18 protein-coding genes are annotated in these 26309 nt (G+C 64.5%); 8 read left to right on the top strand and 10 right to left on the bottom strand.

Annotated elements, in window-relative coordinates; genetic code table 11:
* Nucleotides 1-52 precede the first annotated feature (52 nt).
* Nucleotides 53-3994 carry a TonB-dependent receptor gene (locus CHB87_RS00835; protein ID WP_089406499.1) on the bottom strand — a complete coding sequence of 1314 codons (3942 nt, stop codon included), beginning with the start codon at nt 3992-3994 and terminating at the stop codon, nt 53-55.
* Nucleotides 3995-4345: 351 nt separating this feature from the next.
* On the opposite strand from CHB87_RS00835, the gene CHB87_RS00840 reads away from it, so the two are divergent.
* Genes CHB87_RS00840 through CHB87_RS00850 form a run of 3 tightly spaced genes read left to right on the top strand, consistent with a single transcriptional unit; the run spans nt 4346 to nt 7862 of the window.
* Nucleotides 4346-6295 carry a phospholipase C gene (locus tag CHB87_RS00840; protein ID WP_245817740.1) on the top strand — a complete coding sequence of 650 codons (1950 nt, stop codon included), beginning with the start codon at nt 4346-4348 and terminating at the stop codon, nt 6293-6295.
* Nucleotides 6296-6302: 7 nt separating this feature from the next.
* Nucleotides 6303-7343 (top strand): type 2 periplasmic-binding domain-containing protein, encoded by a 1041-nt coding sequence (locus CHB87_RS00845; RefSeq protein ID WP_176441530.1) that lies wholly within the window; start codon nt 6303-6305, stop codon nt 7341-7343.
* A gap of 18 nt (nt 7344-7361) precedes the next feature.
* Nucleotides 7362-7862 carry a DUF3455 domain-containing protein gene (locus CHB87_RS00850; protein ID WP_089406502.1) on the top strand — a complete coding sequence of 167 codons (501 nt, stop codon included), beginning with the start codon at nt 7362-7364 and terminating at the stop codon, nt 7860-7862.
* 4 nt (nt 7863-7866) lie between these two features.
* Here the strand turns inward: CHB87_RS00850 and CHB87_RS00855 are convergent, their stop codons facing one another.
* Together CHB87_RS00855 and CHB87_RS00860 are read right to left on the bottom strand one after the other, a co-directional pair.
* Nucleotides 7867-9192 carry a glucoamylase family protein gene (locus CHB87_RS00855; protein WP_245817741.1) on the bottom strand — a complete coding sequence of 442 codons (1326 nt, stop codon included), beginning with the start codon at nt 9190-9192 and terminating at the stop codon, nt 7867-7869.
* 138 nt (nt 9193-9330) lie between these two features.
* Nucleotides 9331-10866 carry a GH39 family glycosyl hydrolase gene (locus CHB87_RS00860; protein WP_089406503.1) on the bottom strand — a complete coding sequence of 512 codons (1536 nt, stop codon included), beginning with the start codon at nt 10864-10866 and terminating at the stop codon, nt 9331-9333.
* Between the two features lie 194 nt (nt 10867-11060).
* Here CHB87_RS00860 and CHB87_RS00865 point away from each other — a divergent pair, with 194 nt between their 5' ends.
* Together CHB87_RS00865 and CHB87_RS00870 are read left to right on the top strand one after the other, a co-directional pair.
* Entirely contained in the window at nt 11061-12608 is a 1548-nt protein-coding gene (locus CHB87_RS00865) for a two-component system sensor histidine kinase NtrB (protein WP_245817742.1), read from the top strand.
* 83 nt (nt 12609-12691) lie between these two features.
* Nucleotides 12692-15640, top strand: coding sequence for a phosphoenolpyruvate carboxylase (locus CHB87_RS00870; RefSeq protein ID WP_089406504.1), 2949 nt, complete (start codon nt 12692-12694; stop codon nt 15638-15640).
* An 83-nt stretch (nt 15641-15723) separates the two neighbouring features.
* Here CHB87_RS00870 and CHB87_RS00875 read toward each other — a convergent pair whose 3' ends face one another.
* Nucleotides 15724-16116 (bottom strand): YybH family protein, encoded by a 393-nt coding sequence (locus CHB87_RS00875; protein WP_176441531.1) that lies wholly within the window; start codon nt 16114-16116, stop codon nt 15724-15726.
* A 41-nt stretch (nt 16117-16157) separates the two neighbouring features.
* The gene (locus CHB87_RS00880) at nt 16158-17939 is read right to left on the bottom strand and encodes an amidohydrolase family protein (protein WP_089406506.1); all 1782 of its coding nucleotides are present in this window, start codon (nt 17937-17939) and stop codon (nt 16158-16160) included.
* 147 nt (nt 17940-18086) lie between these two features.
* Between CHB87_RS00880 and CHB87_RS00885 the strand changes: the two genes are divergently transcribed.
* Entirely contained in the window at nt 18087-19415 is a 1329-nt protein-coding gene (locus tag CHB87_RS00885; protein ID WP_089406507.1) for an MFS transporter, read from the top strand.
* Nucleotides 19416-19428: 13 nt separating this feature from the next.
* On the opposite strand, the gene CHB87_RS00890 is transcribed toward CHB87_RS00885, so the two are convergent.
* Together CHB87_RS00890 and CHB87_RS00895 are read right to left on the bottom strand one after the other, a co-directional pair.
* A complete protein-coding gene (locus CHB87_RS00890; RefSeq protein ID WP_089406508.1) occupies nt 19429-19992 on the bottom strand; it encodes a hypothetical protein in 564 nt (187 codons plus the stop codon).
* A 76-nt stretch (nt 19993-20068) separates the two neighbouring features.
* Entirely contained in the window at nt 20069-20641 is a 573-nt protein-coding gene (locus tag CHB87_RS00895; RefSeq protein ID WP_089407456.1) for a TetR/AcrR family transcriptional regulator, read from the bottom strand.
* Nucleotides 20642-20771: 130 nt separating this feature from the next.
* Between CHB87_RS00895 and CHB87_RS00900 the strand changes: the two genes are divergently transcribed.
* Complete coding sequence (locus tag CHB87_RS00900) at nt 20772-21083, top strand: FAD-binding oxidoreductase (RefSeq protein ID WP_089406509.1); 312 nt, start codon at nt 20772-20774, stop codon at nt 21081-21083.
* A 137-nt stretch (nt 21084-21220) separates the two neighbouring features.
* Here CHB87_RS00900 and CHB87_RS00905 read toward each other — a convergent pair whose 3' ends face one another.
* Both CHB87_RS00905 and CHB87_RS00910 read right to left on the bottom strand, forming a co-directional pair.
* A complete protein-coding gene (locus tag CHB87_RS00905) occupies nt 21221-21952 on the bottom strand; it encodes a hypothetical protein (protein WP_089406510.1) in 732 nt (243 codons plus the stop codon).
* Nucleotides 21953-22013: 61 nt separating this feature from the next.
* Nucleotides 22014-23486, bottom strand: coding sequence for a TolC family protein (locus CHB87_RS00910; protein ID WP_089406511.1), 1473 nt, complete (start codon nt 23484-23486; stop codon nt 22014-22016).
* Between the two features lie 107 nt (nt 23487-23593).
* Here CHB87_RS00910 and CHB87_RS00915 point away from each other — a divergent pair, with 107 nt between their 5' ends.
* Nucleotides 23594-24280: a DsbA family protein gene (locus CHB87_RS00915; RefSeq protein ID WP_245817743.1), complete on the top strand. Its 687-nt coding sequence runs from the start codon at nt 23594-23596 to the stop codon at nt 24278-24280.
* 262 nt (nt 24281-24542) lie between these two features.
* Here CHB87_RS00915 and CHB87_RS00920 read toward each other — a convergent pair whose 3' ends face one another.
* A complete protein-coding gene (locus tag CHB87_RS00920) occupies nt 24543-26276 on the bottom strand; it encodes a tetratricopeptide repeat protein (RefSeq protein WP_089406512.1) in 1734 nt (577 codons plus the stop codon).
* Nucleotides 26277-26309 lie beyond the last annotated feature (33 nt).

Here is a 26309-nt window from a genome sequence, read left to right on the forward strand (position 1 = left end):
AAAGGGCCACGCCCCAGGACTTCGGGGGCGTGGCCTTTCTCCTTTGGCAGGATTAGAACAGCAGACGCAGCGACATCTGAATCTGGCGCGGCGAGCCGATCGCATGCTTCGTCACACCCAGTCCTGCCGGGCTGGGCGTGTAGAGGCTGTACGGATCGGTGCTGTAGAACGGTTCGTTGTTATACCCCGCGTTCTGCGAGACGTTGTCGGTCGGGATGTCGAAGCTGGTTGTGTTGGTCACGTTGAAGACATCGAAGGTGTACTTCAGGCTGTACTTGTCGTAGACCTGCATCGTCTTGACCAGCGACATATCCCCCCGCTTCTGCCAGGTCTGGCGGAAGATATTGCGCTGGCCGGCGGTGAAGCCGGTCTCGAAGGCGTCGCCCACCGGCACGCCCTGCGTGCCCTGCGCGATCAGCGGGATGGTGAAGCAGGAGGCCTTCAACGCGGCGCCCGTTTGTGTGATCGGGTTGTAGAAGGCGCCGTTGTCGCCCGTCTTCGCGCTCTTCGGCGTGCAGCCCGGCGCCAGCGGAACGATGGGGTTCGTGATGCCGTCGAAGGTGCTGTAGTAGAGGCTGCCCACCGCGCCCGAGTAGTCGATGACGCTGTACGGCTGGCCGCTCTGCACGATGACGATGCCGTTCAGCGACCACGAGTTCGCCAGCTTGCCCTTCAGCGTGCCGTCGCCGTAGAACTTCGGCAGCGTGTAGCTGTAGGTGACGTTCAACACGTGGGTGCGATCGAAGTCCGCCGAGCCATAGCCGCTGCGCAGGTTCTTCGGGTCGTTGCCGTTATAGAACAGGCCGAGCGCGCTCTGCTCGTCCGTGACATGCGAGTAGGTGTACGAGGCGCCCGCGAGGAAGCCGTGGCTGATGCGCTTATCCACATGCACCTGCAGCGCGTGATACGCCGAGATGCCGGCCGCGGTGTAGCTCTCCGACTCCGACGAGTAGCCGAGATACGGCACGCGCAGGTCGACGTTGCCTCCCTCGTAGTTCGACTGCATCTGACCGAACTTGCAGTTCGCCTCCGTCGGATCGTTCACGCAGATCGGCTCGTAGGTATTGGGATCCAGCACCGTGTAGCCGTAGCTGAACTGCTGCGTCGCGGCGTATCCGCCCGGATGGGTCGGCGCCCCCTGCGTCGCCACCTGCGCCTGATTGAAGGGCAGCGGAATGACCTGATGGCGTCCGAGGTTGCCGACGTAGCCGATCTCGACCATGACGTCGCGGCGCGGCTGATACTGAAGGTCCAGCGTGAAGTTGATGCTGTAGGGCAGCTTGTTGCCGCGTGCATAGTCGCCCAGCGTGAAGGGCTGAACGCCGGCGATGATGCCGGCCGCGGTGGGCAGGTACTTCACCAGATCGGAGGCCTTCGGGTTCGAAGGTCCGGCGGCGCGCACGGTGCCCCAGGGCGACGCCAGCGAGTACGTGCTGCCGTTCGTGCTCAGGACGCCATTCACCGGATCGTCGCCGCAGATGGGAATGTAGTAGTCGTACAGATAGCTCTGGTTGGGATAGGGCTTACCCGCATAGTACGAGGCGCTGTACGGGCAGCTCTGCTGCGTGACGAACGGCGGCGTCTGGCTGATACCGAACGGACCGCCCGAGACCTCGCCCGCAGCATAACCCGGCGACAAATACGTGTAGAGCTCGCCGCGATCGTAGTACATGCCCATGCCGCCGCGGACAACCAGCTTGTGATCGAGGAAGCCCGGCTGCCAGGCGGCGCCGAGGCGAGGCGCGAAGCCCCACTGCCGGCCCGTCAGCGTCGTCTTGCTCACGCCCGAGGTGCCATTCACATTGTTGCCCGCGATGATCAGACCGGCGTTCGAGATCACGTCGCTCGGCGCATTGTAAGCATACTGCGTGGGGTCGAAGTTATAAATGCGTCCGTACTTTTCGGTCAGGCCGCCGTTCCAGTCGTAACGCGCGCCCACGGTCAGGCTTACATTCGAGAGCACTTGGTACTTATCCTGCGCGTAGAGACCCAACTGGTTCGCGCGGTAGTAACGGTTGGCGTCGCCCTGCAGGAAGGTGGTCGCGACGAAGCCGTTGGTGCTGTACGGCGTCACCCAGCCCTTGCCATAGGTGGTGAAGTCCGGCGTCGCCACCGTCCCCTTGCCGGTGCGCTGGTCGCGCACATTCAACTGCGTGTAGGAGTAGCTGCCGCCGGTCTGCAGCGTGTGACGGCCCTTGGTGTAGATCGCGCTCAACGACGGCTGAATGCGATTCTGGAAGATGCCGGTGTACGCGCTCTGCGAGGCGGCGCTGGGACCGATGTTGAGCGACTGCGCGCCGAGGCCGTCCGGCTGGCCGCCGTTTAGAACGTCCACGATGGTGATGCCCGGAAAGTACGAGCCGAAGGCGGTCGTGAACGCCGCCGCCGCCGTACCCGCCTGCCCCGGCGCGAAGGGCTGCTCATTCGTGCTGTACGCCTTTTCGCGGATGAAGCCCAGGGTCTCGGTCACGTTCAGGTTCGAGCGCAGATTCTGTACGTTATTGATCGAGAACACCTGCGAACCCGTGTCCATATGCTCGGTGAAGCCCGGCACGCTCGAGAGCGCATACGGCGAGGTGCTCGGATCGTGCTGATAGTAATACTTGATCGCCAGCAGATCCTTCGAACTCGCATTCCAGTCCAACCCAGCCACGGCCTGGTCGGAGATGAAGTACGAGGTGCCCTTCTCAAACGCGTTCGCGGCGGAGAAGTAGTCGAGCGTACGACCGTTATCGTTCGGAATAAGGTACTGGCCGTTTGGCATCTTCGCCTGAAACAGCGCCAGGCCGACAGGGTTGGAAGACCAGTCCGAGCTGGTCGAACCTGTGCCGTCATTCGGATTTTCAAGCGACGCCAGCGTGATCGCCGAGCGATCGTTGGACAGGCCCTTCGGCACGGAGAGCGTCGTGTCGCCCGTCTCCTCGTCCGAGATGTGCAGGTGCTGATAAGCCACGAAGCCGAAGAGCTTGTCCTTGATGAGGGGGCCAGAGAGCGTTCCGCCCGCCGTGTAACGATGCAGCGAGGGATTCTTGTCGCTCTCGGGAATGCCCGTGTCCTTCTTGAAGAAGAACGGCGCGGCGTTGATCCAGTTCGTCCCGCGGCGGCCATACGCCGATCCGTGGACGGTGTTCGCGCCGGACTTCGTGCTCAGGTCGATGTGCGCGCCGCTCGACGAACCCTGCGACGCGTCATACATCGAGGCGTTGACGCGAACCTCTTCGATGGTCTCGGGCGCGGGCGTCGGGATCGCGTTGCCGATCGCCAGATAGACCGAGGACGAGCCGCCTTCCACGCCGCCGCCGCCCGAGTTGCTGACGCCGGTATTGTTCACCACGCGGGCCGAGGCCACCTGGCTGGTGCTCTTGCCGTTGAACAGATTGCTGCCGTCGACGCCATTCAGCAGGAAGCTGTTCGAGGTGTCGCGCTGACCGTTGGCCCAGATGGGCGCGTTGCCCAGGCCGGAGTTGACGCCGGTGCCGCCCGGCAGCTCCGCGTTCACGCCGGGCGACGCGATGGCCAGTCCGGTGAAGCTGCCTGTCGGCAGCGGAATCGATTCGATCTGATCCTTTTCAAGCACATACCCGTTGGTCGTATCGGTCGCGTTCATCAGCGGCACGGCGTCGACCGTCACCGAATCGGATGCGCCGCCGGCGACCAGATCCGCATTCACCGTGCCGGTACGATCCGCCTGCACGGCGATGGTGGGGATCTTCGAGACCTTGAAGCCGTCGTGCGTGAAGGTCAGCGTGTAGTCGCCGATGGGCAGATTGGAGAAGGCATAGTAGCCGTTCGAACCGGAGGTCTGCGTGCGGGTAAGGCCGGTCTGGATGCTCGTGACCACGACCGTCGTACCGGGCAGGATGGCGCCTGCGCCATCGGTCACCACACCGGTGATGCCGCCCAAGGTTTGCTGCGCAAACCCAACACTGGGACAGAGCAGGAGCGACAACGAAAGAGCCGAAAGACTGAAAGCGATGCGGGGGCGCGAGTACATGTGCGATGGTCTCCGAAATCGAAGCTGCATGTTGGTGGACTACTCTGACAAAACCACACGGCAGTAAAGAGAAAGCTAAGAGTCAAAAGCGGGTTATGACCACTCGAAGATGCGAGTCGTCGCCACGGCACGGGTGCTGTAGGGCCCTTGGTGTCTATCAGTTGTGTGTCAGTGCTGATTCACCATAGCGCATTCTCAAATTCTTGGCGAGAGTTTAATAAGATTCTGAAGACGCGAAACTTATCTTCCTCCACGGTGTTGGAGAGCCGAGCCACGCCATGCGGCAGCTCCCTCGCATAGACTGTACACATGACGATCGAGCGTGGATGTGCGCGATTTCCCATTGCCCTTTTGACAGTTGCACTTAGCGTGGCCGGGCCGGCCCATCTCAACGGCCAGACCAGTGGCCGCGTGGTCGAACTCGCCCCCGCGCCCGGCAAGACCGTCAAAGCCTGGGCCATCGACCCAGCCAAAGAACCCGCGCTCCCGAATGAGGAAAAGCTCCGCCTGCTGCGTCAGCGCGTGAAGCATGTCTTCATCCTCTTCCAGGAAAATCGCTCCTTCGACTTCTACTTCGGCAGCTACCCCGGCGCGGACGGCCTCTACAATCGGCCCGCCGCCGAGACGCCCGGCTTCGTGCAGCCGATCGTGAACGTCGACGGCACGGTCGGGACCATCTCGCCCTTCCGCATCCCCGCGACGGTGACCGACGTGAACGGCAAGGTCGTGCCGCTCTACCCGCAGGACCTCGGCTCGGTAAATCACAGCCATGTCGCGATCGCGCGCAAGCTGGGGCTCGACGCCGACACCGTCGCGCACAACGACCAGTACGCGCTGACCGAAGAGGGCGTGACGCTGGTCGATGGCAAACCCACGAAGTTCCCTACGCTCGAACGCAAGCAGTTCGGCGAGCTGGTGATGGCGCATGTGGACTGCGATATCGCGCCCTTCATGTGGCAGTACGCCGACCGCTTTACGCTCTTCGACCACTTCTTCGACACGGTCGTCGGCCCCTCGGGTCCAAACGCCATCGCGATGATCGCGGGCCAGACCGGCGAGACGCAGTGGATGCTGCATCCGAACCTCGGCGACCCGAAGGACGGCAGCGCGCTGCCGCTGGTCTCGAACGCGAAGCCATACTGGGGATTGGCGCTCGACGCCGCCGGCAACCCCACGCGGCCCGAGCCCTCGAACGCAAAGGGCCACGCGCCGAACCTCACCTTCGCCACGCTGCCGCTCTCCTTCATGGGCAGCGAGATCGAGAAGACCACCGCCACCGACTTCGATCCTGTCTTCGACTTGACGGACGTGAAAGAGGACATCGCGAAGATCGCCGGGCATGGCGTGGCCGCGGTGAACTGGGGCTGGTACCAGCAGGGTTACGGACACGAGCCGACCGACCCGGCCGGCGTCGCAACCCACAAGGACTACGTGATTCACCACAACGGTCCGCAGTACTTCGGCTATGTAGCCAACAACCCACAGGCCAGCGCGCATATGCATGGACTTGGGGCGTTTTTCGAGGATGTCGCGGCCAAGCGGCTGCCGGACTCCGGCGTCTTCTACGTGCGCGGCGGCTACGGCAACATTCAGGGCTTCAAACCCGCCGATCCGAACCCGAAGCTGGCCACGGTCTTCGACGGCAACGACGATCACCCAGGCTACGCCGACTCGCAGATCAGCGAGGCGCTGCTGGCGCGCGAGATCAACGCGATCGCCGAGAGTCCGTACTGGAAGGACTCCGTCATCCTGATCGCATACGACGAGTCCGACGGCCTCTACGACCATGCGCAGCCGAAGGTCCGCACGCACGACACGGCCGGACAGGCGCTCGACCAGGGGCCACGCATCCCGATGATTCTCATCTCGCCCTTCGGCGTGGCGCATGGCGTCTCGCATGAGCCGGCCGAGCACAGCTCGATCATCAAGATGGTCGATGAGCTCTTCCATCTCATCCCGCTCGCGGACCTGCCCGTTGAAGAGCATGGTCGCGCGCTGGGCCTCGAACGCACGGGCCAGAAGGATCTCGGTCCCGCGGACGACAAGGTCGCGGGCGTAGGCGACCTGATCAGCGGATTCGACACGCTGCGCCTGCAGGGCAAACGCGCGCCGCTGCCCGCAAGCTACGCGGAGATTCCCGAGTCCGTCATCGCCGCCTTCCCGCACTACGGCGGCAACGGCTGCAAGGCGCTGGGTCTTACACCCACCGATGCCAACCGGCCCAACCCGATCCCCGTCGACTTCAACCCACGACCCGACACCACGCCGGGCATTCCGACCTCGGGCACGTGGGTTCCATAACCTGAGCATGATCTTTCAAAAGGCGCCTCTGCGGTTACATATCGGCCTGACGGTGTGCATCCTGTCAATCCCAGGCGTCGCGCACGCCCAGACATCGGCCACGCTCGCCCACATTCGCGCGACGAATACGCTTACCTGCGGGGTCAATCAAGAGGAGGCGGAGTTCTCGACGAGCGACGACCACGGCTCGCGCGAGGCCTTCGACCACGACCTCTGCAAGGCAGTCGCCACAGCCATCCTCGGGCCGCACGCGCAGGTCGCCTACGCGGAGTTTCCCGACGACGCCACCGGCCAGCAGGCGCTGCGCACCGGCGCTATCGACATGATCGCGACGCAGACGGCGGACTTCGCCCATGCGGCGCCGTCATGGGTTGCGATGACGCGCCCCGTCCTCTATGACGGTCTCGCGCTGATGGTTCCGAAGAAGCTCGGCATCACCCAGGCAAGGCAGCTCGCGGGTAAGAAAATCTGCTTCATCGCCGAGACCGAGACCGAGGTCAGCCTGCGCGCATGGTTCATCCGCGAGCGCCTCGACTTCGTTCCATTTCCCTTTCAGGAAGAGGGCGAGATGCAGGCCGCCTATGCGACCGGCAACTGCGCCGCGCTCGCCGGCGACGGCACACGCCTGGCGAACACGCGCCTCGCCTTCGGCAAGCATGCGGACGACTATGCACTGCTGCCGGAGCTGCTCTCGAAGGATCCGCTCGCCATCGCCACGCGCAGCACGGACGCAGACCTGAGCCACATCGCCGCATGGACCGTCGAGATACTCCTGCAGGCCGAGGAGGATGGCGTGACCGCCGCCAACGTCGAAGCCATGCGCAGGAGCGAGGTCGAGTCGATCGGCCGCCTGTTGGGCAGGACGCATGAGCTCGGCGCGCCGCTGGGCCTTGCGCCGGACTGGGCCGCGCAGCTCTTGAAGGCCACGGGCAACTACGGCGAGATCTACGAGCGCGACCTCGGCGCCGCATCGCCGCTGAAGCTGGCGCGTGGGCCAAACACGCTGTGGTCGCACGGCGGCCTGATGATGGCGCTGCCGTTGAAGTAACGGCGGTACACTGTGCGTATGCGAATCTCCACCTACACCGCACTTGGTCTTTTCGTCGCGATGAGCACGGTCGTTCCTGCGCAGTCGGTCGAAGCGCCCGCGGGCCAGCATCTCGTGCTCACCGCCGAAGGACGCGGCGTGCAGATCTATCGTTGCGACGTGAAGGCCGATGTTGCGGCATGGACCTTCGTCGCGCCGGAGGCCGGGCTCTACGTGCAGGAGGAGAAGATCGGCACGCATGGTGCCGGTCCGGTGTGGATGCATCACGACGGCAGCACGGTCCACGGTAAGCTCGTGCAATCGCTCACGGCGCCCGTGGCCGGGGCCATTCCATGGCTGTTGTTGAAGGCATCCGAGACTACGGGCAAGGGCGCCTTCACACCGGTCGCTTACATCCGCCGCACTGACACAAAGGGCGGCCAGGCGGATCCAGCAGCATGCGACAAGGAACATGCAGGTACGGTCTCGCGCGTGCCTTACACCGCGACGTACAGCTTCTACAGCGCAACCGCGAAGTAGCGCCCTAAGTCTTGATGAATCCCGAGCGCTTCATGCCTTCGACCGCCTCGGGGTTCTTCATGAAGGTCTGCCAGACGAACTGACTGCGCAGGTTCTCCGCCATCAGCAGACCGATGCCCTGGTCGATGCCGAGCACGTCGCGATCGTACCAGTTATCGTCCGGGTTAAAGGCGTCGACGAAGCCATAGCGGCCCCACGCGATCTCGTAGTTCTCGCGCAGCGACATCAGCACACGCAGGCACTCCTCGGGCAGGAACGGCAACGATCCGGCCGCGGCCGAGGGCACGACCGAGCCGTCGATCTTGCCCAGCAGCGGCGGGCCGCCCCATGCCGTATAGCCGCGCGAAGAATCCGACGCCGTCACCCCCCAGTAGTCGTCCGTATAGCTCATGCCCTTCTGTGCAAGGCAGAACGCCTTGTGCGCGCGCGTGGCCGTGATCGAGTTATCGAAGTAGTTGATGTAGCGGTCGCGTTGCCCGCGAAAGTCGAACCAGGCATGGCTGTATTGATGCGTGAAGAGCGGCGCCAGATCGGAGACGTAGTGGAAGCCAGCGTAGTCGATATAGGGCCGCGCGATGCTGATCCAGCAGATGGGCTCAACCGGATGCGTGGTCGAGCCGAGCGCCAGCAGATACAGCATCATCAGCTCGCAGTACGTGCTCCAGTGCGACTTCAGAAATCCGGTCTCGGGCATCGAACCCATGCTGAAGGTCGTGCCGCCGTTGAGCATCCACGGCCAGTCGATGCGCTCGTAGATCTTCGTCGCCAACTCGCGTATCTGCGACTCCACGCCGCCGCCGGTGAAGTGCGCGCGGCAGGTCAGCACGCCGCAGAGCAGCAGCGCCGTATCGATCGACGAGACCTCGCAGTTCCACGCGCGCTTGCCAGTCTCAATATCGTTGAAGTGAAAGAAGAAGCCGTGGTCGTGCGGCAGTTGCTCGTAGTGATACTGCAACGTCTTGAGCACGCGTCCGCGCAGGTCGCTCGCAGGCATGTAGCCGCGCATGTCCGCGATGCAGTGCGCCGTGAGCCCGAACCCCGTGGCCGCGATGCTGGTCACGCGCCCGGTCTCCTTGCCGAAGGAGCGTGCGCGGTCGCGGACCTGTCCATTGGACGCGCTTGCCTGCTCCCAGAAGTAGAGGCATGCTCTGCGCTCGAGGTCGTCGAGAAAAGCATCCTGCTGCGGCGTCAGTTTGATCATGGCGTTGGGTAGCGGCGCAGTCTTCGACTTGGCGAGGAGAGGCTCGGTCAGGCCCGCCCCCATGCCCACCGCAGCCAGCAGCTTTAAAGCCTCGCGGCGATCGACCTTCATGCGTTCCTTTCGTACCATGCGTCCTCTCATCTCTTCCGGGACGCTGGACTTACACCGGCTGCGCATTTCATCCTTCAATGCTGCAGTGCAACGACAGACTCATACCGCAACGCTGCGTGGATTAGATGACGTCCAGGGGGCGCTGGTCGCTTCGCTTCACTTGATCTCCAGTACGACGAGCCCCTGCGAAGGCACGTTCACGCGCAGGCGTCCGCCGGTCAGATGCAGCGTCTCCGGCGTCGAGGGTTGCGACGCCTCATGCAGTTCGTCCAACTGGCGCAGCGAAGGAAAGGCCGGCCGGCCCATTGCGTCGTAGGCCTTCAGCACGTTGCCGTGGTTCTCATCGAGCCGCTGCAGGGTGACGTGCGCATTCAACGGCACGTGGGTCAGGCTGAGATCGAAGCTGCGCGCCGGGCCCGCAGGCGCGGACGATGTATAGGTCGCGCCCGTACCCATGGGCGGCGCGTAGTTCCACAGCGCAACGACCAGCGAACCATCCTTGCGGCGCGTCACCAGCGTTGCATCGGAGTCGTTCGCGAGCCGCGTGCCGCCCAACCGATGCAGCATCGAGAAGGCGTTCAGCGCGGGCTTGATGATGTTGTCCGCGGCGATCAGGCCGTAGCCTCCATAGAACGGCGTCTTCACCACGCCCTGCTCTTCAAATGCATCGGAGAGCGCCCAGTAGCTCATCATCTGCGTGAGCCCGTCGCACTGGCGGATGGTGTTCGCAAGCCACGGCCCCATGTAGATGCTGTCGGTCACATCGGGCTCATTCGCGTAGGTCGCGTTGTACTCGCTCATGATGAGCGGCATGGCTGGATACGGCGATGCCGCGATCTGATCGTGAATGCTCTTCACCGAGCGGTAGACCATCTGATCGCGCGGTATCTGCTCGTCGGTCTTGAAGACATCCTTCGCCGTGTCGTTGGCATAGATGTGGCTCGACACGAAGTCGACCGGCACGCCCTGCTGCTTCGTATGCGCGAGAAAGTCCGTGACCCAGGCGGCCTGCGCGGTCGCCGGCCCACCGACGCGCAGGCGCGGGTTCACCTGCTTCACCGCGCGCGCCGTGTGGTCGTACAACTCGAAGTAAGTCGACTGCGCCGGCTTGCCGACCCAGAAGTCAATGTTCGGCTCGTTCCAGACCTCGAAGTACCACTGCGAGACCTCATCCAATCCATAGCGATCGACCAGATGCTGCGTGAACTGGCGGATCATCTCATCCCACATCGCATAGTCCTTCGGCGCGGAGACGTTCTGCTTGTACCAGAAGGCGTGCAGCGCATTCGGATCGGAGGCCAGCGCCTTCGGCATGAAGCTCAGCTCCACGAACGGCTTCACACCGTTATCGAGCAGGCCGTCGTAGATCTGGTCGATGTAGGAGAAGTTGTAGACCGGCTTACCGTTGGCGTCGAGCGAGAAGAAGCCCGTCTCGTCATGGAAGATGGCGTGGAAGCGAACATACTCGAAGCCCGTGGCCTCATGCACCGTGCGCAGGTCGTCGCGATAGCTCTCGCGCAGCGTCAGAATGGCGCGGCCGGAGCCGAACATCCGCTCCCAGAAGTGAGGGAACGGCGTGCCTGCCGCATGCGCATCGATATGAAGCTCGGTCGCAGCCGGTTTCTGCGCTTGGGCGGGTAACGCGGCGGCCGCGCACAACAGCAACGCGCCGATGGATCGCTTGATCTGCATCTTCAAAACCTCGTACAGAAAGAATCCTGCATGGACTTGAGATTCCACCCGGCTGGGGATGGTTGCAGCTGAAGTGGACCGCGTCAAAACAGCGTCCGCCGAAGCTACGGAACCGTCTGGGGACGCATCCTAAAAATCTGTCGTCTGCTTGTGAAGCGCATTGTTGTCTGTTTGTGAAGCGCATTGGAGGCTTCTTGAAACGTTCATTTATTGAGGAATTCGAACAAAGTCTGCATACCGGCAACCTGCCGGAGCCGGACATCAAGGCATGTATCGGCATTCTGGTGCAGGACGCAACCAACCGGCGGTTGATCGAAGGCGTAGCCGTGCAACTGGAGCTGCAGCCGATCTTCCTGACCGCGAATCAGGCCACGCCTGAAGCTCTCATCCAGTGCGAGCTGATCGTCGCCGACGAGCCCGACGCACGCTCGATTCGTACCCTGCTTTCGCAGCGCGAGGAGACCGGCGAGGGAGTCAACCCTGCCGTGGTCGCGGTCGTGCCGCGCACCCCCGACAGCGTCTACAGCTACGACAAGTCCGAGCTGAGCTTCGACGGCATTCTGCCGCTGCCACAGACCCCGGCGCCGGTCGTGGCGCAGCTTGGGCTCATCCTTTACTCGCACCGCGCCTTTGCGCGGCGATATCAGGACGCGCTCGAAGAGCTGAGCCTGAACCGCCGCATCTTCCGCTCCGTCACCAGCGGCATCTCGGTCGCCGACGCCACGCGTTCGGACCTGCCGCTGATCTATGTCAACCCCGCCTTCGAGGTCATGACTGGCTACAGCTTCGAAGAGGTGCAGGGCCGAAACTGCCGCTTTCTGCAAAACGGCGAACGCGATCAGGCCGCCATCACCCTGATCCGCGAGGCTCTGCGCGACGGTCGCGAGACCGTCGCCGTGCTGAAGAACTTTCGCAAGGATGGCAGCGCCTTCTGGAACGAGCTTTCGCTCTCGCCCATCCGCAACCGCGATGGCGCGCTGACGCACTTCGTCGGCATCCAGAACGATGTCACCGCGCGCGTGGAGTTCGAGGCCGCGCTGCGCGAGAGCGAGAAACTGGCCGCCGTCGGACGTCTCGCATCGTCGATCGCGCATGAGATCAACAATCCACTGGAGTCGGTGATGAACCTGCTCTACCTCGCCGAGCGCTCGGATGCGGTCGTCGACTCGCGCACCTATCTGCAGATGGCCGACCGCGAGTTGCAGCGCGTGAAGCTGATCACCTCGCAGTCGCTGCGGTTCTACAAGCAGTCCACGCGGCCGCAGGCGATCGCCTGCACCGAACTGGCGGACTCCGTGCTCGACCTCTACCACTCGAAGCTGCAGAACTCCCGCGTCGCGGTGGAGCGCCGCGGCCGGTCGGCGCAGTCCATCGTCTGCATGGAGAGCGAGATACGCCAGGTGCTGAACAATCTGGTCGGCAACGCGGTCGACGCCATGCACGGCCAGGGCGGCAAGCTTTTGGTTCGCACCCGCGAGGCGACCGAATGGCGCTCCGGCGAGCGCGGCGTCGCCATCACCGTCGCCGACACCGGCAGCGGCATGGCGCCGGAGACGCTGCGCAGCATGTACAAGGCCTTCTACACCACCAAGGGCATCGGCGGCACCGGCCTGGGCCTCTGGATCAGCAGCGAGATCGTCGCCCGCCACCGCGGCCGGCTCATCGTGCGCAGTTCGCAGCGCCCCGGCGCCTCGGGCACCGTCTTCCAGCTTTTCCTGCCGTTCCAGGGCCTGACGCCATAGCCCGGCGACGTGCAACGGCCTGCAACGAATAGATACCGGCATTCCCCGCGCACGCATCCCTGCCGTCGTTGCATAATCGATGCATGCCGTCACATTGGACCCCGACCTCTTGGCAACAACGACTGGAAGAGCTGCTGGCGCCCACCGGCGACCTGAAACAGGCGCCCCTGCGCCGCGACGTCCGTTCCCTTGGCACGCTGCTGGGCGAGGTGCTGCGCGAACAGGCCGGCCCGGCGCTCTTCGACGCGGTCGAAAACCTGCGCCGCACCGCCATCGCACGGCGCGAGGCCGACGGCGCAGACCAGGCCGAGGCCAACTCGCAGCTTCAGCAGGCGCTCTTCAGCGTCCACGCGCACTGCGAGGACGCCACCACCGCCTATCAGCTTGGCCGCGCCTTCAGCTTCTACTTCGAGCTCATCAATCTGGCAGAGACCAACCACCGCAAGCGCCGGCGCCTGTCGCACCAGCTCGACGCCGCCGCCCCGCCCCAGCGCGGCAGCCTGCGCGGTACGATTCGCGCGCTTAAATCCGCCGGCTTCACCGCCGAGACGACCGAGGAGCTGCTGAAGCGCGTCTGCATCACCCCCGTCTTCACCGCGCACCCGACCGAGGTCGCGCGCCGCAGTGTGATGTTCAAGCGCCGCCGCATCTCCGACCTGCTCGAAAAGCTGGACGAGATTCCCGTCCCGGAGTCGACCCTCGAAGCGCTCGAACAGGACCTGACCGCGGAGATTACCGCGCTCTGGCAGACCGACGACGTCCGCAACGCGCGCCCGCTCGTGCGCGACGAGATCCGCATGGCGCTCGATTACTACGAGTCCAGCCTCTTCGATACCCTGCCCGTCCTGTACAGCGAAGTGGCGCAGGCGCTCGCGGCCGAGTTCCCCGACACGCCCGCGCCCGCCATCGCCGACCTGCCCCTGCTCGTCAACTTCGGATCCTGGATCGGCGGCGACCGCGACGGCAATCCCTTCGTCACTCCCGCCGCGACGACCGAGGCCATGGCGATGGCGAAGAACCTGCTGCTCACCCATTACCGCAAACGGCTCCAGATGGTCTTCGAACAGCTTGGCTCCAGCACCGCGCAGGTGCCGGTCTCGACCGAACTGCTCGAACTCGTCGACCGCTATCTCGCCAAGGCCGGCCCCAACGCCCCGCCGAACACCATGGCCGAACGCTTCCCCACCGAGAGCGCGCGCCTGTTGATCGCCTGCATCATGATGCGGCTCGGCGCGCCGCCGCAGGCCAGCGTCATGAGCTACGTGCAGTCCGTCGGCCAGTCCGCGCCCACGCTGCCGCCCTACAACTGTGCGAAAGACCTCATCCGCGACCTGACCGTCCTACGCAACAGCCTGATCGAAAATAATGGCCGCCGCCTCTCGGCCCTGCTGATTGACCCGCTGCTGCTCGAAGCCCGCACCTACGGCCTGCACCTGCATGCGCTGGACATCCGCCAGCACGCGCGCGTCCACGCCACGGCGATCGCCGAGCTTTCGGCCTGGAAGCCGGCCGTCGAAGGCGAGACGCTCGCCCTGCCGCCAGCCCTTTCGCCCCAAACCCAGGAGGTCATCGACACCTTCCGCGCCATCGCCGAACTGAAGCGGACCAACCCACCCGAGGCGCTGCCCCGCTACGTCATCAGCGGCGCCACCAGCGCGGAGGACGTGCTGCACGTGCTCTGGCTTGCCCGCCTCGGCGGCGTCAGGGTCGAGGCCGACCCCAACTCCTCCGATCCTGGCCTGCAGCCCGTGCCGCTCTTCGAATCCATCCCCGACCTGCAGAACGCGCCCGCCATCTGCCGCGAGCTCTGGACCAGCGAGATCTATAAACCGCTGCTGGAGTCGTGGAACTACAAGCAGGAGGTCATGCTCGGCTACTCCGACTCCAACAAGGACGGCGGCATGCTGACCAGCACGTGGGAGATCTACAAGGCGCACCGCGCTCTCCACGACGTGGCCCGCGAGTGCGGCGTCACGCTGCGGCTCTTCCACGGCCGCGGCGGCACGGTCGGACGCGGCGGCGGACCCACCCACCGCGCCATCTACGCCCAGCCGGTCGACAGCTTCTCCGGCGAGCTGCGCATCACCGAACAGGGCGAGGTGCTGAACTGGAAGTACTCGGACGTCGTCCTCGCCGAGCGCAATCTCGAGCTGATGATCGCCGCCAGCCTCGACGCCATCGCCCGCCCGGACGCAGTCATCCAATCCAAAAAGTCTGTCATCCCCACCCGAAATGCTGTCATCCTGAGCGAAGCCGAAGGATCCGCTTCTGCAACCACCACAAACGCTCAAAGCCACCCGCACCTCACCGGCGAACTCCTGCCCGCGTGGGAGGCAATCCTCGACACCCTCTCCGAGGCCTCCTACGCCTTCTACCGCCAGCACATCGTCGAGAGCAACGACACCTTCGTCTACTTCGAACAGGCCACGCCGGTCGCCGAACTGGAGCACGCCCGCATCGGCTCCCGCCCGGCCAAGCGCACCGACGCCAGCTCCGCGAAGAAGCGCAGCATGGAAGACCTCCGCGCGATCCCCTGGGTCTTCGGCTGGATGCAGTCGCGCCAGCTCGTGCCGGCCTACTTCGGCGTCGGCCACGCGCTGAAGTCCTACGCCGACTCCACCCCCGACGGCCTCGCCCAGCTTCAGACCATGGCGAAGAGCTTCCCGCTCTTCCTCGACATCATCCGCAACGTGGAGATGGCGCTGGCCAAGGCGGACTTCGGCATCGCCCGCATGTACGCCTCCCTGGTTGAAGACGAGTCGCTTCGCGATCGCGTATTCACCGTGCTGAAGACCGAGTTCGACCTGACCATCCAGATGATCCTCGCGATCACCGGACAGAAGGCGCTGCTCGAAAAGAACAAGGTGCTCGAACACTCGATCCGCCTGCGCAATCCCTACGTCGACCCGCTCAGCCTCATCCAGGTAGAGCTGATCCGACGCAAACGCGCAGGCGACGACAACCCGGAGCTGAACCGGGCGATCACGGCGACGATCAACGGTATCGCAGCCGGGCTGCGCAACACAGGCTGATGCCCTCTTGGGCTCCCCACCCCTGTTTCTCGTAACTTGCTTTCGCCGTCCCGCACTCAAGCCCTCAGCTCATGGGCGAGCGGTTAGCCGGTCAGGGTGACGAAGATCTCCGATCTGATCTTCCAGCCCGCTGGCATCCGCCGCCACATGGCAGCGTAGGCGCCCGTATACGCGACGGCGCCGGAAGGGAGCGTCGCGACCCAGCTGCCATGCTCCGCGGCCAGAATCTGATCGTCCGCGACATGGATGACCTCGGGTGTTCGCACGTAGGTCATGCTCTGCTTCGGGCGGTCGAATCCCTCTTTGAACAACCTGAGATACTCGGCGCGCGAGGGCACGAACGTGCCGTCGCCGATGATGCCGACGTAGTCGGGGGCGAGGGAGTCTCCGACGCCAAGCAGGTTGCGTCGCGCGATGGCGCGATTGGAGTTGTCCCGCGTGCGAAGGATCGCCGCTTCATTCGACTCTTCGTTCAAGCCTTTATCCTGTAGGTCCTTCCGATGGGTTCGAACGCCATTCAGTACAACGTCACGTTATCGATCTCAACCCAGCTAGCCGCCCCAGCCGCGCGATGGTCGACAATCTCAATCTCCGTCAAATCATCCCCACCCCAGACCGCTGCCGCATTCTTCTCCCCGACAGGCTTCAGCGAGGCGAACGGCACCTCGACCGACTTCCAGCCATCGTCGCCCGCGACAGGCGCGGAGCTCCACGTGCCCTTCAGCCCCTTCAGCGACACCCGGTACGCGCCATCGCCGCGCAGCTCGAAGCGCACGCCGTGGTAGCCGGTCAGGTCCGCCGGCGCGACCGAGCCCTTCGTCAGCGGGAGCACCACGCTGGCCGTCGCATTGTCCTTGGCGGCCATCTTTGCCGTCATCATCAGCGCGTGGCCGCCCTCGCGTGGGACCACCTGGAGGATCTCCGTCGTGCGGTCGAGCCCGCCATCGGGATTCGTCACGACCAGCGTGTTCAGATTCGACCGGCCATCCGTCCGCTCGAAGTCGTCGACCAGCGCGGCGACCTTTACGGCGGGCATGGGCAGGTCGGCGTTCGCCGGCGGCGCGCCCGGCCCGAACAGGAGCTTGCCGTCGACGAAGACGCGGTCGGTCTTCTCGACGTCGGCGATGTTCTCCCACGGCTTGCCCTGGATCAACACGAAGTCCGCGCGCTTGCCCACCTCAATCGTCCCGCGATCCGCTAGCTCGCCCATCGCACGTGCGCTGTTCGCCGTACCGGCCACCAGCGCGGCAGAGGCCGGAAGCCCTGCCTGCACCAGCAGCTCCATCTCGCGCAGCGCGGCCTTGCCGTGCAGCGTCGCGGGCATACCGCCGTCGGTGCCCAGCGCGATCGGCACGCCGGCGCTATAGAGCTTCAACGTATTGTCGAGCGCGTATTTGAACTTCCGCATCGCCTGCGCGTGGCGCGGGTCGGATGGCGGAAAGCTGCTGTTGTGCCCCGGCTTGTCCGGCTCGTAGACCGCGAGCGTTGGCGCAAGCGCGCTGCCGCCGGCCTTGATCGCGGCAACCGTTGCATCGTCGATGTCGCGATCCTGCAGCGCGTGCGCGATCACGTCTACCTTCGCGCGGCCTGCCTCCGCGCCCTTGGTCACGGTGACGGTGTGGGTCAGCACGGGGATGTGGTTCTTATGAGCCTCGTCGACCAGCGCGGTCAGCGCGTCCTCGTTCATGCTGGTCATGTCCGGCGCAGTGCCGTAGCGCCAGCCGTCGGTCATGACCTCGCCCAGGCAGTCCGCGTGGTAGGCGACGATGGAGTCCACACCCGCGCGGGCGCCGGCAGGCGTGCTGACCATCTTGGTCGTCGCCGTGTCGGCCCAGTCGGCCCCGTGTCCGCCAGGCGTGCTCAGGCGGCCGCAGAGATTCACATGCGGCGCGACCAGCGTCGCCAGCCACGCGCGGCGAGCCTCGTAGCTCTCCGGCGCGGCGTTGAAGTCGTTGACCGTCGTCACGCCCGCCGCCAGATCGGCGTTGGCGATGATCGGCGTCGTCGCGGGCGATCCGCTCGCTGTCCAGTGCGTGTGCAGGTCGAAGAAGCCCGGCAGCAGCGCCTCGCCCCTGGCCTCGATCGTGCGATAGCCCTTGGGAATCGCAATCTTCGGGCCGACAGCGGTGATGCGCCCGTCGACAATCAAGACCGTCTCGACCACCGGCGCGGCGCCTGTACCGTCGAAGACCATCGCCCCAACGATGGCAAGGCCAGGCTCGCTTGCCCCCATCGGCGACACAAACAGAGCAGCGGCGGCAAGGCTGGACAGGACAGCACGCGCAAAAGCAGGCTTCATAAAAGATCCTCAGACCAAATGAAAGTGGGAATACAACTTCACGCATTCGGCGACGGGGACGAAACGGCAGGGCGCATCTTCCGTTCTACACGAAGTCGCCGACATTTGGCGAAGCCAGCCGCCAAACTGTGAAACGATAAAACCAGCATGGCGAGCCCGACCGAACCCTCCCAACCTCGATCTACCGGCGCCTTCCGGTCGCGCAACTTCCGGCTCTATCAGACCGCCCGCCTTTTAGTGATCCTTGGCGCGGAGGCGCAGTCGGTCGCGGTCGCCTGGCAGGTCTACCAGATCACCCATTCGGCGCTCGACCTTGGCTATACCGGCCTCGCGCTTTTTCTGCCGGGACTCTTCTGCATGCTCGCCGCCGGCCACATCGCGGACCGCTACAACCGGAAGAACATCATCCTCGCCTGCTACGCGCTGCAGCTCGTCTGCACCTTCGGCCTGCTCTACATCGCGCTGACGGGACGCTTCATCTCGGGCGGCCATGTCTGGCCGATCTACGCCGTGCTGGTCGGCATAGGGCTGGGACGCGCGTTCAGCGGACCGGCCTCGAGCGCGCTGCTTCCCTCGCTCGTGCCTAAGGAAGACTTCGTCAACGCCGTCACCTGGGGCGCGACGGTCTACCAGACGGCGAACATCCTTGGCCCAGCCGTCGGCGGACTCCTCTTTACCTTCCAGTTCGCCGGCGCGATGCAGCGCTGGACCGGCGCGCCGATCGTCTATCTCTTTACCCTGCTGATGCTTACGACGTTTCTGGTGCTGATCGCGATGCTGCGCCCGAGCTTCGAGCACATGGAGAAGAAGGCCTTCAGCCTGCGCACGATGCTCGCCGGACTGGAGTACGTCTGGCGGACGAAGCTGCTGCTGGGGTCGATCTCGCTGGACCTGTTTGCCGTCCTGCTGGGCGGAGCGGTCGCGCTGCTGCCCATCTTCGCGACCGAGATCCTGCACGCCGGACCGCAGGGCCTCGGCATCCTGCGCGCCACGCCGTCGCTCGGCGCGCTCGTCGTCAGCCTGGTGCTGACCGTCCGCCCGATCAAGCACAGCGCGGGCAAGATCATGCTGGTCTGCGTCGCCATCTTTGGCTCGGCGACGGTCGTCTTCGGCCTCTCGCGCAGCATCTGGTTGAGCCTGCTGGCGCTGGTGGCTATCGGCGCGAGCGACATGATCTCGGTCGTCATCCGGTCGAGCATCCTGCAACTGGCCACGCCGCCCGAGATGCGCGGCCGCGTCTCCGCCGTCAACTGGCTCTTCATCGGCGCGTCGAACGAGTTCGGCGAGTTCGAATCCGGGCTGACGGCGCACTGGTTCGGCGCGGTGCGCGCGGTGGTCCTCGGCGGCATCGGCTCACTGATGGTCACCGGCGCGACGGCGGCGTTCTTCCCCGCGCTGCGCCACGCGGACGCCCTGACCGCCGAGAGCCTGCGCGCGGCGGAGACGGCCTTGAGCGAAGCGGAGCCGGTCGACTGATTCGCCACGCTGATTAGCTTCTGGACAGCTTGCGGTGCATCAGGTAGCCGGCGATCAGAAAGTAGACTCCGCCGAAGACCGCGTAGCCCCCGAGGTCCTTGATGTGGACCTTGTCGTGAAGCCCGCCCAGGATGAACGCCACACCCGCGCCCGCGGACTGCAGGCCGCTCAGAATCATCGCCCACTGCCCGCCCAACTGCTTTCTGCGAACGATCCCGACGGCAAGCTGCGCCAGTCCGGCCGCGAAAGCCCACGCGCCAAAGGCAACGACCGCCTGCTGCGGCGACTTGAAGGCGGTCAGCGTGATCGCGATCGCCGTCAGAGTTCCGAGAGCGGCGTTGATGTACTGTGCGGTCGGCGTTCCCTGGCTTGAGCGCGCGGCGGACCGCAGATCGTACACGGTGCAGGCGACGTCCCACAGCGGATAGAGGATCAACAGGCCAGCGGCCAGCGGAGGGTTGCTGGCCGCGGTGGCGATGACGACGCCGGCCCAGAGAAGCTGGACGCCTGTACGGGTGAAGTAGAGGTTGCGCAGAGAGCGCGCCTGTTGCATTTCGCTGGAGGTGGTGATGGACATGTAGGCTCCTTGTACTATCTTCTAGTTGGTAGGTTGATGGAGCAGACGAAGACCTTACGGGCTCTGCGTCCAGGATTTAGTCGGAGATACGTTGCAATGCATTGGCGGTAACGGCTTGAAATACATCGCAGCTTCCAAGAGCACGGGCAGACAACATAGCCCCGTGGATGCTCGCCATGAGACTCTGCGCCTCGTCTTCCGGGCTCCGCTGGAGCTTCAGAGTGCGGCTCCCGGCGCCTTCTTCGAGGGTCTGGCGTAGCCATTCGCCCAGGGTCGTGAAGTACAGCCGGACCTCGGCCCGCACCTCTTCCGGAAGGCTCGGCAGCTCCGCCGCCAGCAGCGCCGCGATGCAGAACGGCTGGGTCTTATCCCGAATGCAGCCCTCCCAGTACTGAACATAGGCGTGAAGCCGCGCCAGCGGTTCGGCGACGTTCTCGGTCAGTTGCTGCGTTCCCTGCAGGAGCCCCTCTCGATGAGCCTTGAGGACCGCGACCACCAGGTCGGCCTTCGTCGGAAAGTGATGATGGATACTCGCCTTCCGAATCTGGACCGCCTCCGCGATATCGGCGTAACTGAACGCTGAATATCCGCGATCGATGATCAGGGTTTTGGCGATTTGAAGAATGCGGTCTGCGGTCTTCTCTTGCATGCTGATATGACTACCAACTAGTAGGGCGAGATGCAAACAATTTTCGTGGAGATTTCCTGGAAGCAGATCCGAGGGGTCTGTCGCCATTCATAAATGGTTCGGGAAGAGCTCATGGGTATTCTGTTACACCGTGCGCGAAGTTCAGACCGACAACGACACCCTGCTACGGTACGCCGACCAGCCGATGATCGCGTTTGTCATGTATTTCAGTCAGCACCGTACGGCGTCCGCCGATCAGGACATGGGTCAGATGACGCGAGAACTCATCGACGCGGCATTGCGGTCGGGCGGACGTTACTACCTGCCGTACCGCCTGCATGCCTCTGGCGACGAGTTCGAGGCGGCCTATCCTCAATCTCAGGACTTCTTCCGCCTCAAACGAAAATACGACCCCGACAACCTCTTCGAGAACGAGTTTTATCTGAAATACGCAAGGCCCTGATGGAGGAGTCTTAAGCTCGCGCCAATGAACTTGTCATCCTGATTGCTCCGGAAAGAACAGGCAACAGCGAAAGCAGATCCTTCACTGCGCTCAGGATGACAAGCACCTTCGGGTCGCCATCGCGGACGTAGCCGCCTTTACAGCGGCGTGATCGTCGTCGCCTTGCCGTGCTCGAACTGCACCCGGATCGGCTTGCCCTGGTGGTCGAACTCGATGCTGCGGTCGCCCTCGGCTCCGCCGCCTGGCTTCAGCACCTGGCCGAGCGCCATCTGGCACTCCAGCTCGGTCATGCCGGGCATCACGCGGTGTTCGTCGATCGCCTTCCACACCTCCGGCCCCCAGTGCTTGTAGAGAATGTGCGGATCGTCGTAGAAGAAGATCTCGTCGGTCGAAAACGTGTAGTCCTGGCCGGTCTTCGTGCCTACGGGTACGGCATACTCGGCCGGCGCGCCTGCCTTCGTGAAGACCAGCAGCACCTGCTTGTCGCCCGCCGGTATGCGCGAGGTCGCGAGCGACCCTTTCGGCGCTGCCTGCTCCACGGCGTCCTGTATCTGGAGCTGCTCCGCGCCCAGCAGCACGCCCTGGTCTTTGGCGTAGTCCACCTTGCCGGCGGCAAAGGGATAATAGTTCATCTGGCCACCGGCGCTCACCCACAGGGTGCGGCCCTTCAGGCTCTTCGCGTCCTTCAGCGAGTCCGGCCGTTCCTTCTTCAGGAAGACGTTGTAATCGGGGTTGATCGGCGCGGAGGCCACGACCGGGGCTGGCTTGTCCGCCTCGTGGCGGTCTTTATAGAGCAGTCCAAAGCGTATGCCCAGAGCCAGTATGCCCACGACCCCGAGACCGATCGCCATCTTCTTTCCGTCTTCCATTGTCCCTCCGATCAGGTCCAGTCTAATGCCAACCCACGGAAGCTAGGATGCGGAAGATTCTCTACTTGCCGAGATAGTCCTTATACTGCGTCTCGACCACACCGGTATTGCGCGCGAGCTGCAGCTTCGCGCCGTTGTACTGAAACTCGTTCTGGATGAGCTGCGCCTGCGCCCCGGCCAGCGCGGCCTGCGCCCGGACCACGGGCAGATTGTCATCCACGCCCGCCTCGTAACGCAGGGTGGCGTCGGCGAGCTCCTGCGTCGAAAGCTCGACGTTCGAACGCGCGACCTTCACCAGCTCGGACGACGACTGCACATCCAGCATCGACGACCGGATCTGCGACTCGATCGTAACCTTCAGCGACTCCACCTGCCGGCGCAGCGCGATCATCTGCGCCTCGGCGACCTCGCGTTGACCGCGCAGCGTACCCTCTTCGAAGATCGGGAACTTCACGCTTCCCTGCGCGGCGAAGTTGCCGTGGTACATGCCGGTCGTCTCACCCAGCAGGCCGTAGTAGCCGCCGACCGAAACGCTCGGCAGACGCTCGTACCGGACCGCCTTGCGCGCCTGCTCCGCCACCGCCATCTGCGCCTGCAGATTCAGCAGATCCTTGCGCCGGGTGTAGGCGAGGGCGCGCGCGTCCTCGATGCTCAGGGCCGAGAAGTCGTTGTAGGGCGTCACGTCGGTCAACTGCAGCTCCTGGTCGGCGGGGATGCCCATCTGCCGGTTGAGCGCGATCTTATCCTTGGCGAGCGTGTCCTCGTCCTGAATCAGCGTCTGCTGCTGCTGCTGCAACTGCACCTGCGCGCGGAGCACGTCGAGATGCAGGCCCACGCCGGCGTCGTGCGAGGCCTGCGCATGGTGGAAGACCTCTTCATCCTGCTTGACCAGCGCGGTCGCGTTGGCGACCATGGCCGCATCGGCCAGCACCCGCAGGTAGCCGGTGCCGATCGACAGAACGGTCGCGCCGCGTGCATTCAGCGTATTCCAGCCCGCGCCCTCCTGCGCCTTCTGGGCCGCGCGGTAGAGATAGTAGGCCGGCACATTGAACAGCGCCTGCGAAAGGTTCACCTGCGCGCTGGTCGTGTTGACCTTTACGATCTGCGGAATGACGATGCCGGGAATCTTGATCGAGCCGGGCTTGAAGCCCATCGCCGCGAGGTTGATCTCCTGCGCGCGCGAGAAGGCGGTCGCGGTCAGATCGGGCAGCAGCGCATTACCGACGGTCAGGGTCTCGCCGCGCACATAGCGCTCCTGCTGCTGGGCCAATAGAATCTGAAGGTTGTGCCGCAGGCCGAGCGCAATCGCGTCGTCGAGGCTGAGCGGCATCGCGCCAGGCTGGGCCGCGACCACGGTGCCCGCAGGCGCGCCGGGCAGCTCCGTCGTGCTCTTGACCGCACTGGGCGCTGGCGGAAGCGTTGCGGGTTCCTGCGCAAGCGCAGGCAGAGAGATGCCGACGAGCGCCGCGGAGGTCAGCAGCAGCCCGGTCTTGTGCCGCGCACCGGCGGCGGAGGTTGTCTTCTGAAAACGCATCACTCCTATCAGAGTGCCACGGCGCGGCTGCGGTTGCGAAATCTTCGGCGAAAATCCCGGCTTTCGTAGAAAAGTCGCCACTCGGATAAAATACCTCTCACAACCTTATGCGTCTGACACTCATGAACCGCTTCGTACTTCTCGCTGCCGCCGCACTCCTGACCGCGCTTCCGGTCAACGCTCAGATGTCCGTGCCTCCGGGGCAGGGTACGGCGTTTCACGATACGTCCATGCTGAAGCTGCCCGCGGGCGCGAAGGTCGCCATCTTCGAGTTCGAGGATCTGGAGTGCCCGGCCTGCGCGCACGACGCGCCGATCGTCCGCGCCGCGATCGTGAAGTACAAGATCCCCTACCTGCGCCACGACTTTCCCCTGCCCATGCACCGCTGGAGCAAGGACGCCGCCGTTACCGCGCGCTACCTGCAGGATAAGGTCAGCCTCGCCGTCGCCGAGAACTTCCGCCGCGACGTCTTCGCCGCGCAGACCAGCATCAGCAGCAAGGACGACCTGAACAACTTCACCGCCAAGTGGTTCGCGAGGAACGGCCAGAAGATGCCCTTCGTCATGGACCCCAACGGCCTGTTCATCGCCGAGGTCAACGCCGACTACACCCTGGGCCAGCGGCTGGGCGTGGCCGAGACCCCGACGATCCTGGTGCTGACCGAGCGCGGCTGGATTCAGATCAAGGACATCACCCAGCTCTATTCGACGATCGACGCGGTCATCGCGCAGTCCGGCGCCGCGAAGCCGGTGGTCCACAACAACGTGAAGAAGCCGGTGACGACGCAGAAGTAATTTTTTGTTTCACGGATAAAGAGGGCGCGGCTAAGGCGGATTACGTTTACCTGCCAAGCACTCGCCCACGCCGTTTGTCATCCTGAACGCAGTGAAGGACCTGCTGTGGCTTTTGTTGTTGCTTGTTCTTGCTCCAGTCCCAGAGCAAAAACAAGCAACAGCAAGAACGAAAAGCAGGTCCTTCACGCCGCTCAGGATGACGAATATACGTGGCGGGGACCATAGGACGTCTGCCGCTGAACCCTGAGCCCTGGACCCTGCCTTACTGCTGCTCCGCCGCCGCGGCCGCCATCGACGCCTTAAGCATCTTGATGTTGTCCTTCGCGGATTGATCGCCGGGCTTCAGCTTCAGCTCCTTCTCGTACATCACCAGCGCCGCATCGGGTGAGCCGCCCTCCTGGTAGAGCTGCGCCATGCGGTAGTAGGGCTCGGGGTCGAGCTTGTTGTGGCGGATCGCCGCGCCGAACATCCCCTCGGCCTCGGAGACGTGGCCCTCTTCATAGGCCAGCAGCCCCAGGTGCGTGAAGACGCGGCTGTCGTCCGGCGCCAGCTTCAGCGCCTTCATATACTGCTTCTCCGCGCCCTTGTCGTCGCCCAGCCGGTCCAGCAACTGGCCGAGGTCGAGCATCGTATCCAGCTTCACCGGGTTCAGCGCGGCGGCCTTGCCGGAGTAGACCTTCGCGCTGGGCGCGTCCTCGCCCTCGCGGGCCAGATCGCCAAGGTTCAGATAGAGCACGGCGCTGCCCGGCGTAGCCTCGAGCGACGCGGTGTAAAGCCGCGCCGGATCGGTCCAGTCGGTCGCGCGCACGTGGACGCGCCACACGCTCCAGCACACCCACAGCGCGATCAGCGCAAGGATGGGCCTACGCCGTGACGGACTCGCGTACGCGGCGAGGGTGACGATCAGCAGCGCGAAGCCCGCCGAGGCCACATACACAAACCGCTCCGCCATGCCGCGGTCGAGCGCGAGCAGACCGCAGAACGGCAGCAGCGCCAGGCAGATCCAGGCAAAGGCGCCCGAGGCCAGGGGCTTCAAACGGCGCTGTCCGAACGCGGCGGCGACCAGCAGGAGGATGCCCACCCAACCCACGATCGCGGCGACCGTCACGCCAGGATGCGGCATGGAGGTCTCGCGCTCCATGCTCAGCCGCATCGGCAGCACGATCCACTGCAGGTACTCGAAGAACGAGACGCCCGCGCCCCACGCGGTGACGCCATGCGCGGTCTCGACCGTCCCGGCGAGGTGACGCGCGGAGAACCACATGGCATCCGCCGCGACGCCGAGCGTGGCGCACAGCCCGAGCAGCGCCGGGGTAGCGCGTCCCGCGAGCCACAGGATCAGCAGCGTAAGCGGCAGCGTCAACAGACCGGCAGGATGCGAGAACAGCGCGGCCAGCGACGCCAGCAGGTACACCGCGAGCCACAGCGGTCTATGGCTTCTGGACGCCTTCACCGCGAAGATCGCCGCCAGAAACACGAACAGCGCCGCCAGCGAATAGCCCCGCGCGCTGACCCAGGCCGCAACCTCGGAGTTCACGGGCAGCCCCAGCCAGATCAGCGCCGCGGCGCCGGCCAACGGCGCGGAGATCTGCAGGTTTCTCAGCAGGCGGAAGCCGGCAAAGCCGGCCAGCAGGAAGAGGACGAGGTTCGTCGCATGATAGCCGGCGGCGTTCGCGCCCCAGAGCAGCCGGTCGAACGCGAGCGAGAGCCAGAAGAGCGGCTCATACGTCGGGATGACCGGCGTGCCGAGAAGTCCCTGCGCGAGTTGCTCTGGAGCCGTAAAGTGATGAATCCAAAGCTCGTGCCAAGAGGCGAGCGCGGCATTACCGGCGATGCGCGCCGTCTCTCCCCCGAGAAACGGCGCCCGCAGCAGCGGGTAGTAAAGCGCCAGCACCCAAAGGAGCGCGGCGGCCAAAAAGGCTACATTCTCATGCGCGAACGCCCAGCCGGGGAAGCCGGACCGGGCAGACTGCGGGGGAACAGGCGTGGAGGGCATGGCTGCATTCTAAACGGGCCGCTGGCGCCAGGG

It is taken from the genome of Granulicella rosea (assembly GCF_900188085.1).
Classification (GTDB): domain Bacteria; phylum Acidobacteriota; class Terriglobia; order Terriglobales; family Acidobacteriaceae; genus Edaphobacter; species Edaphobacter rosea.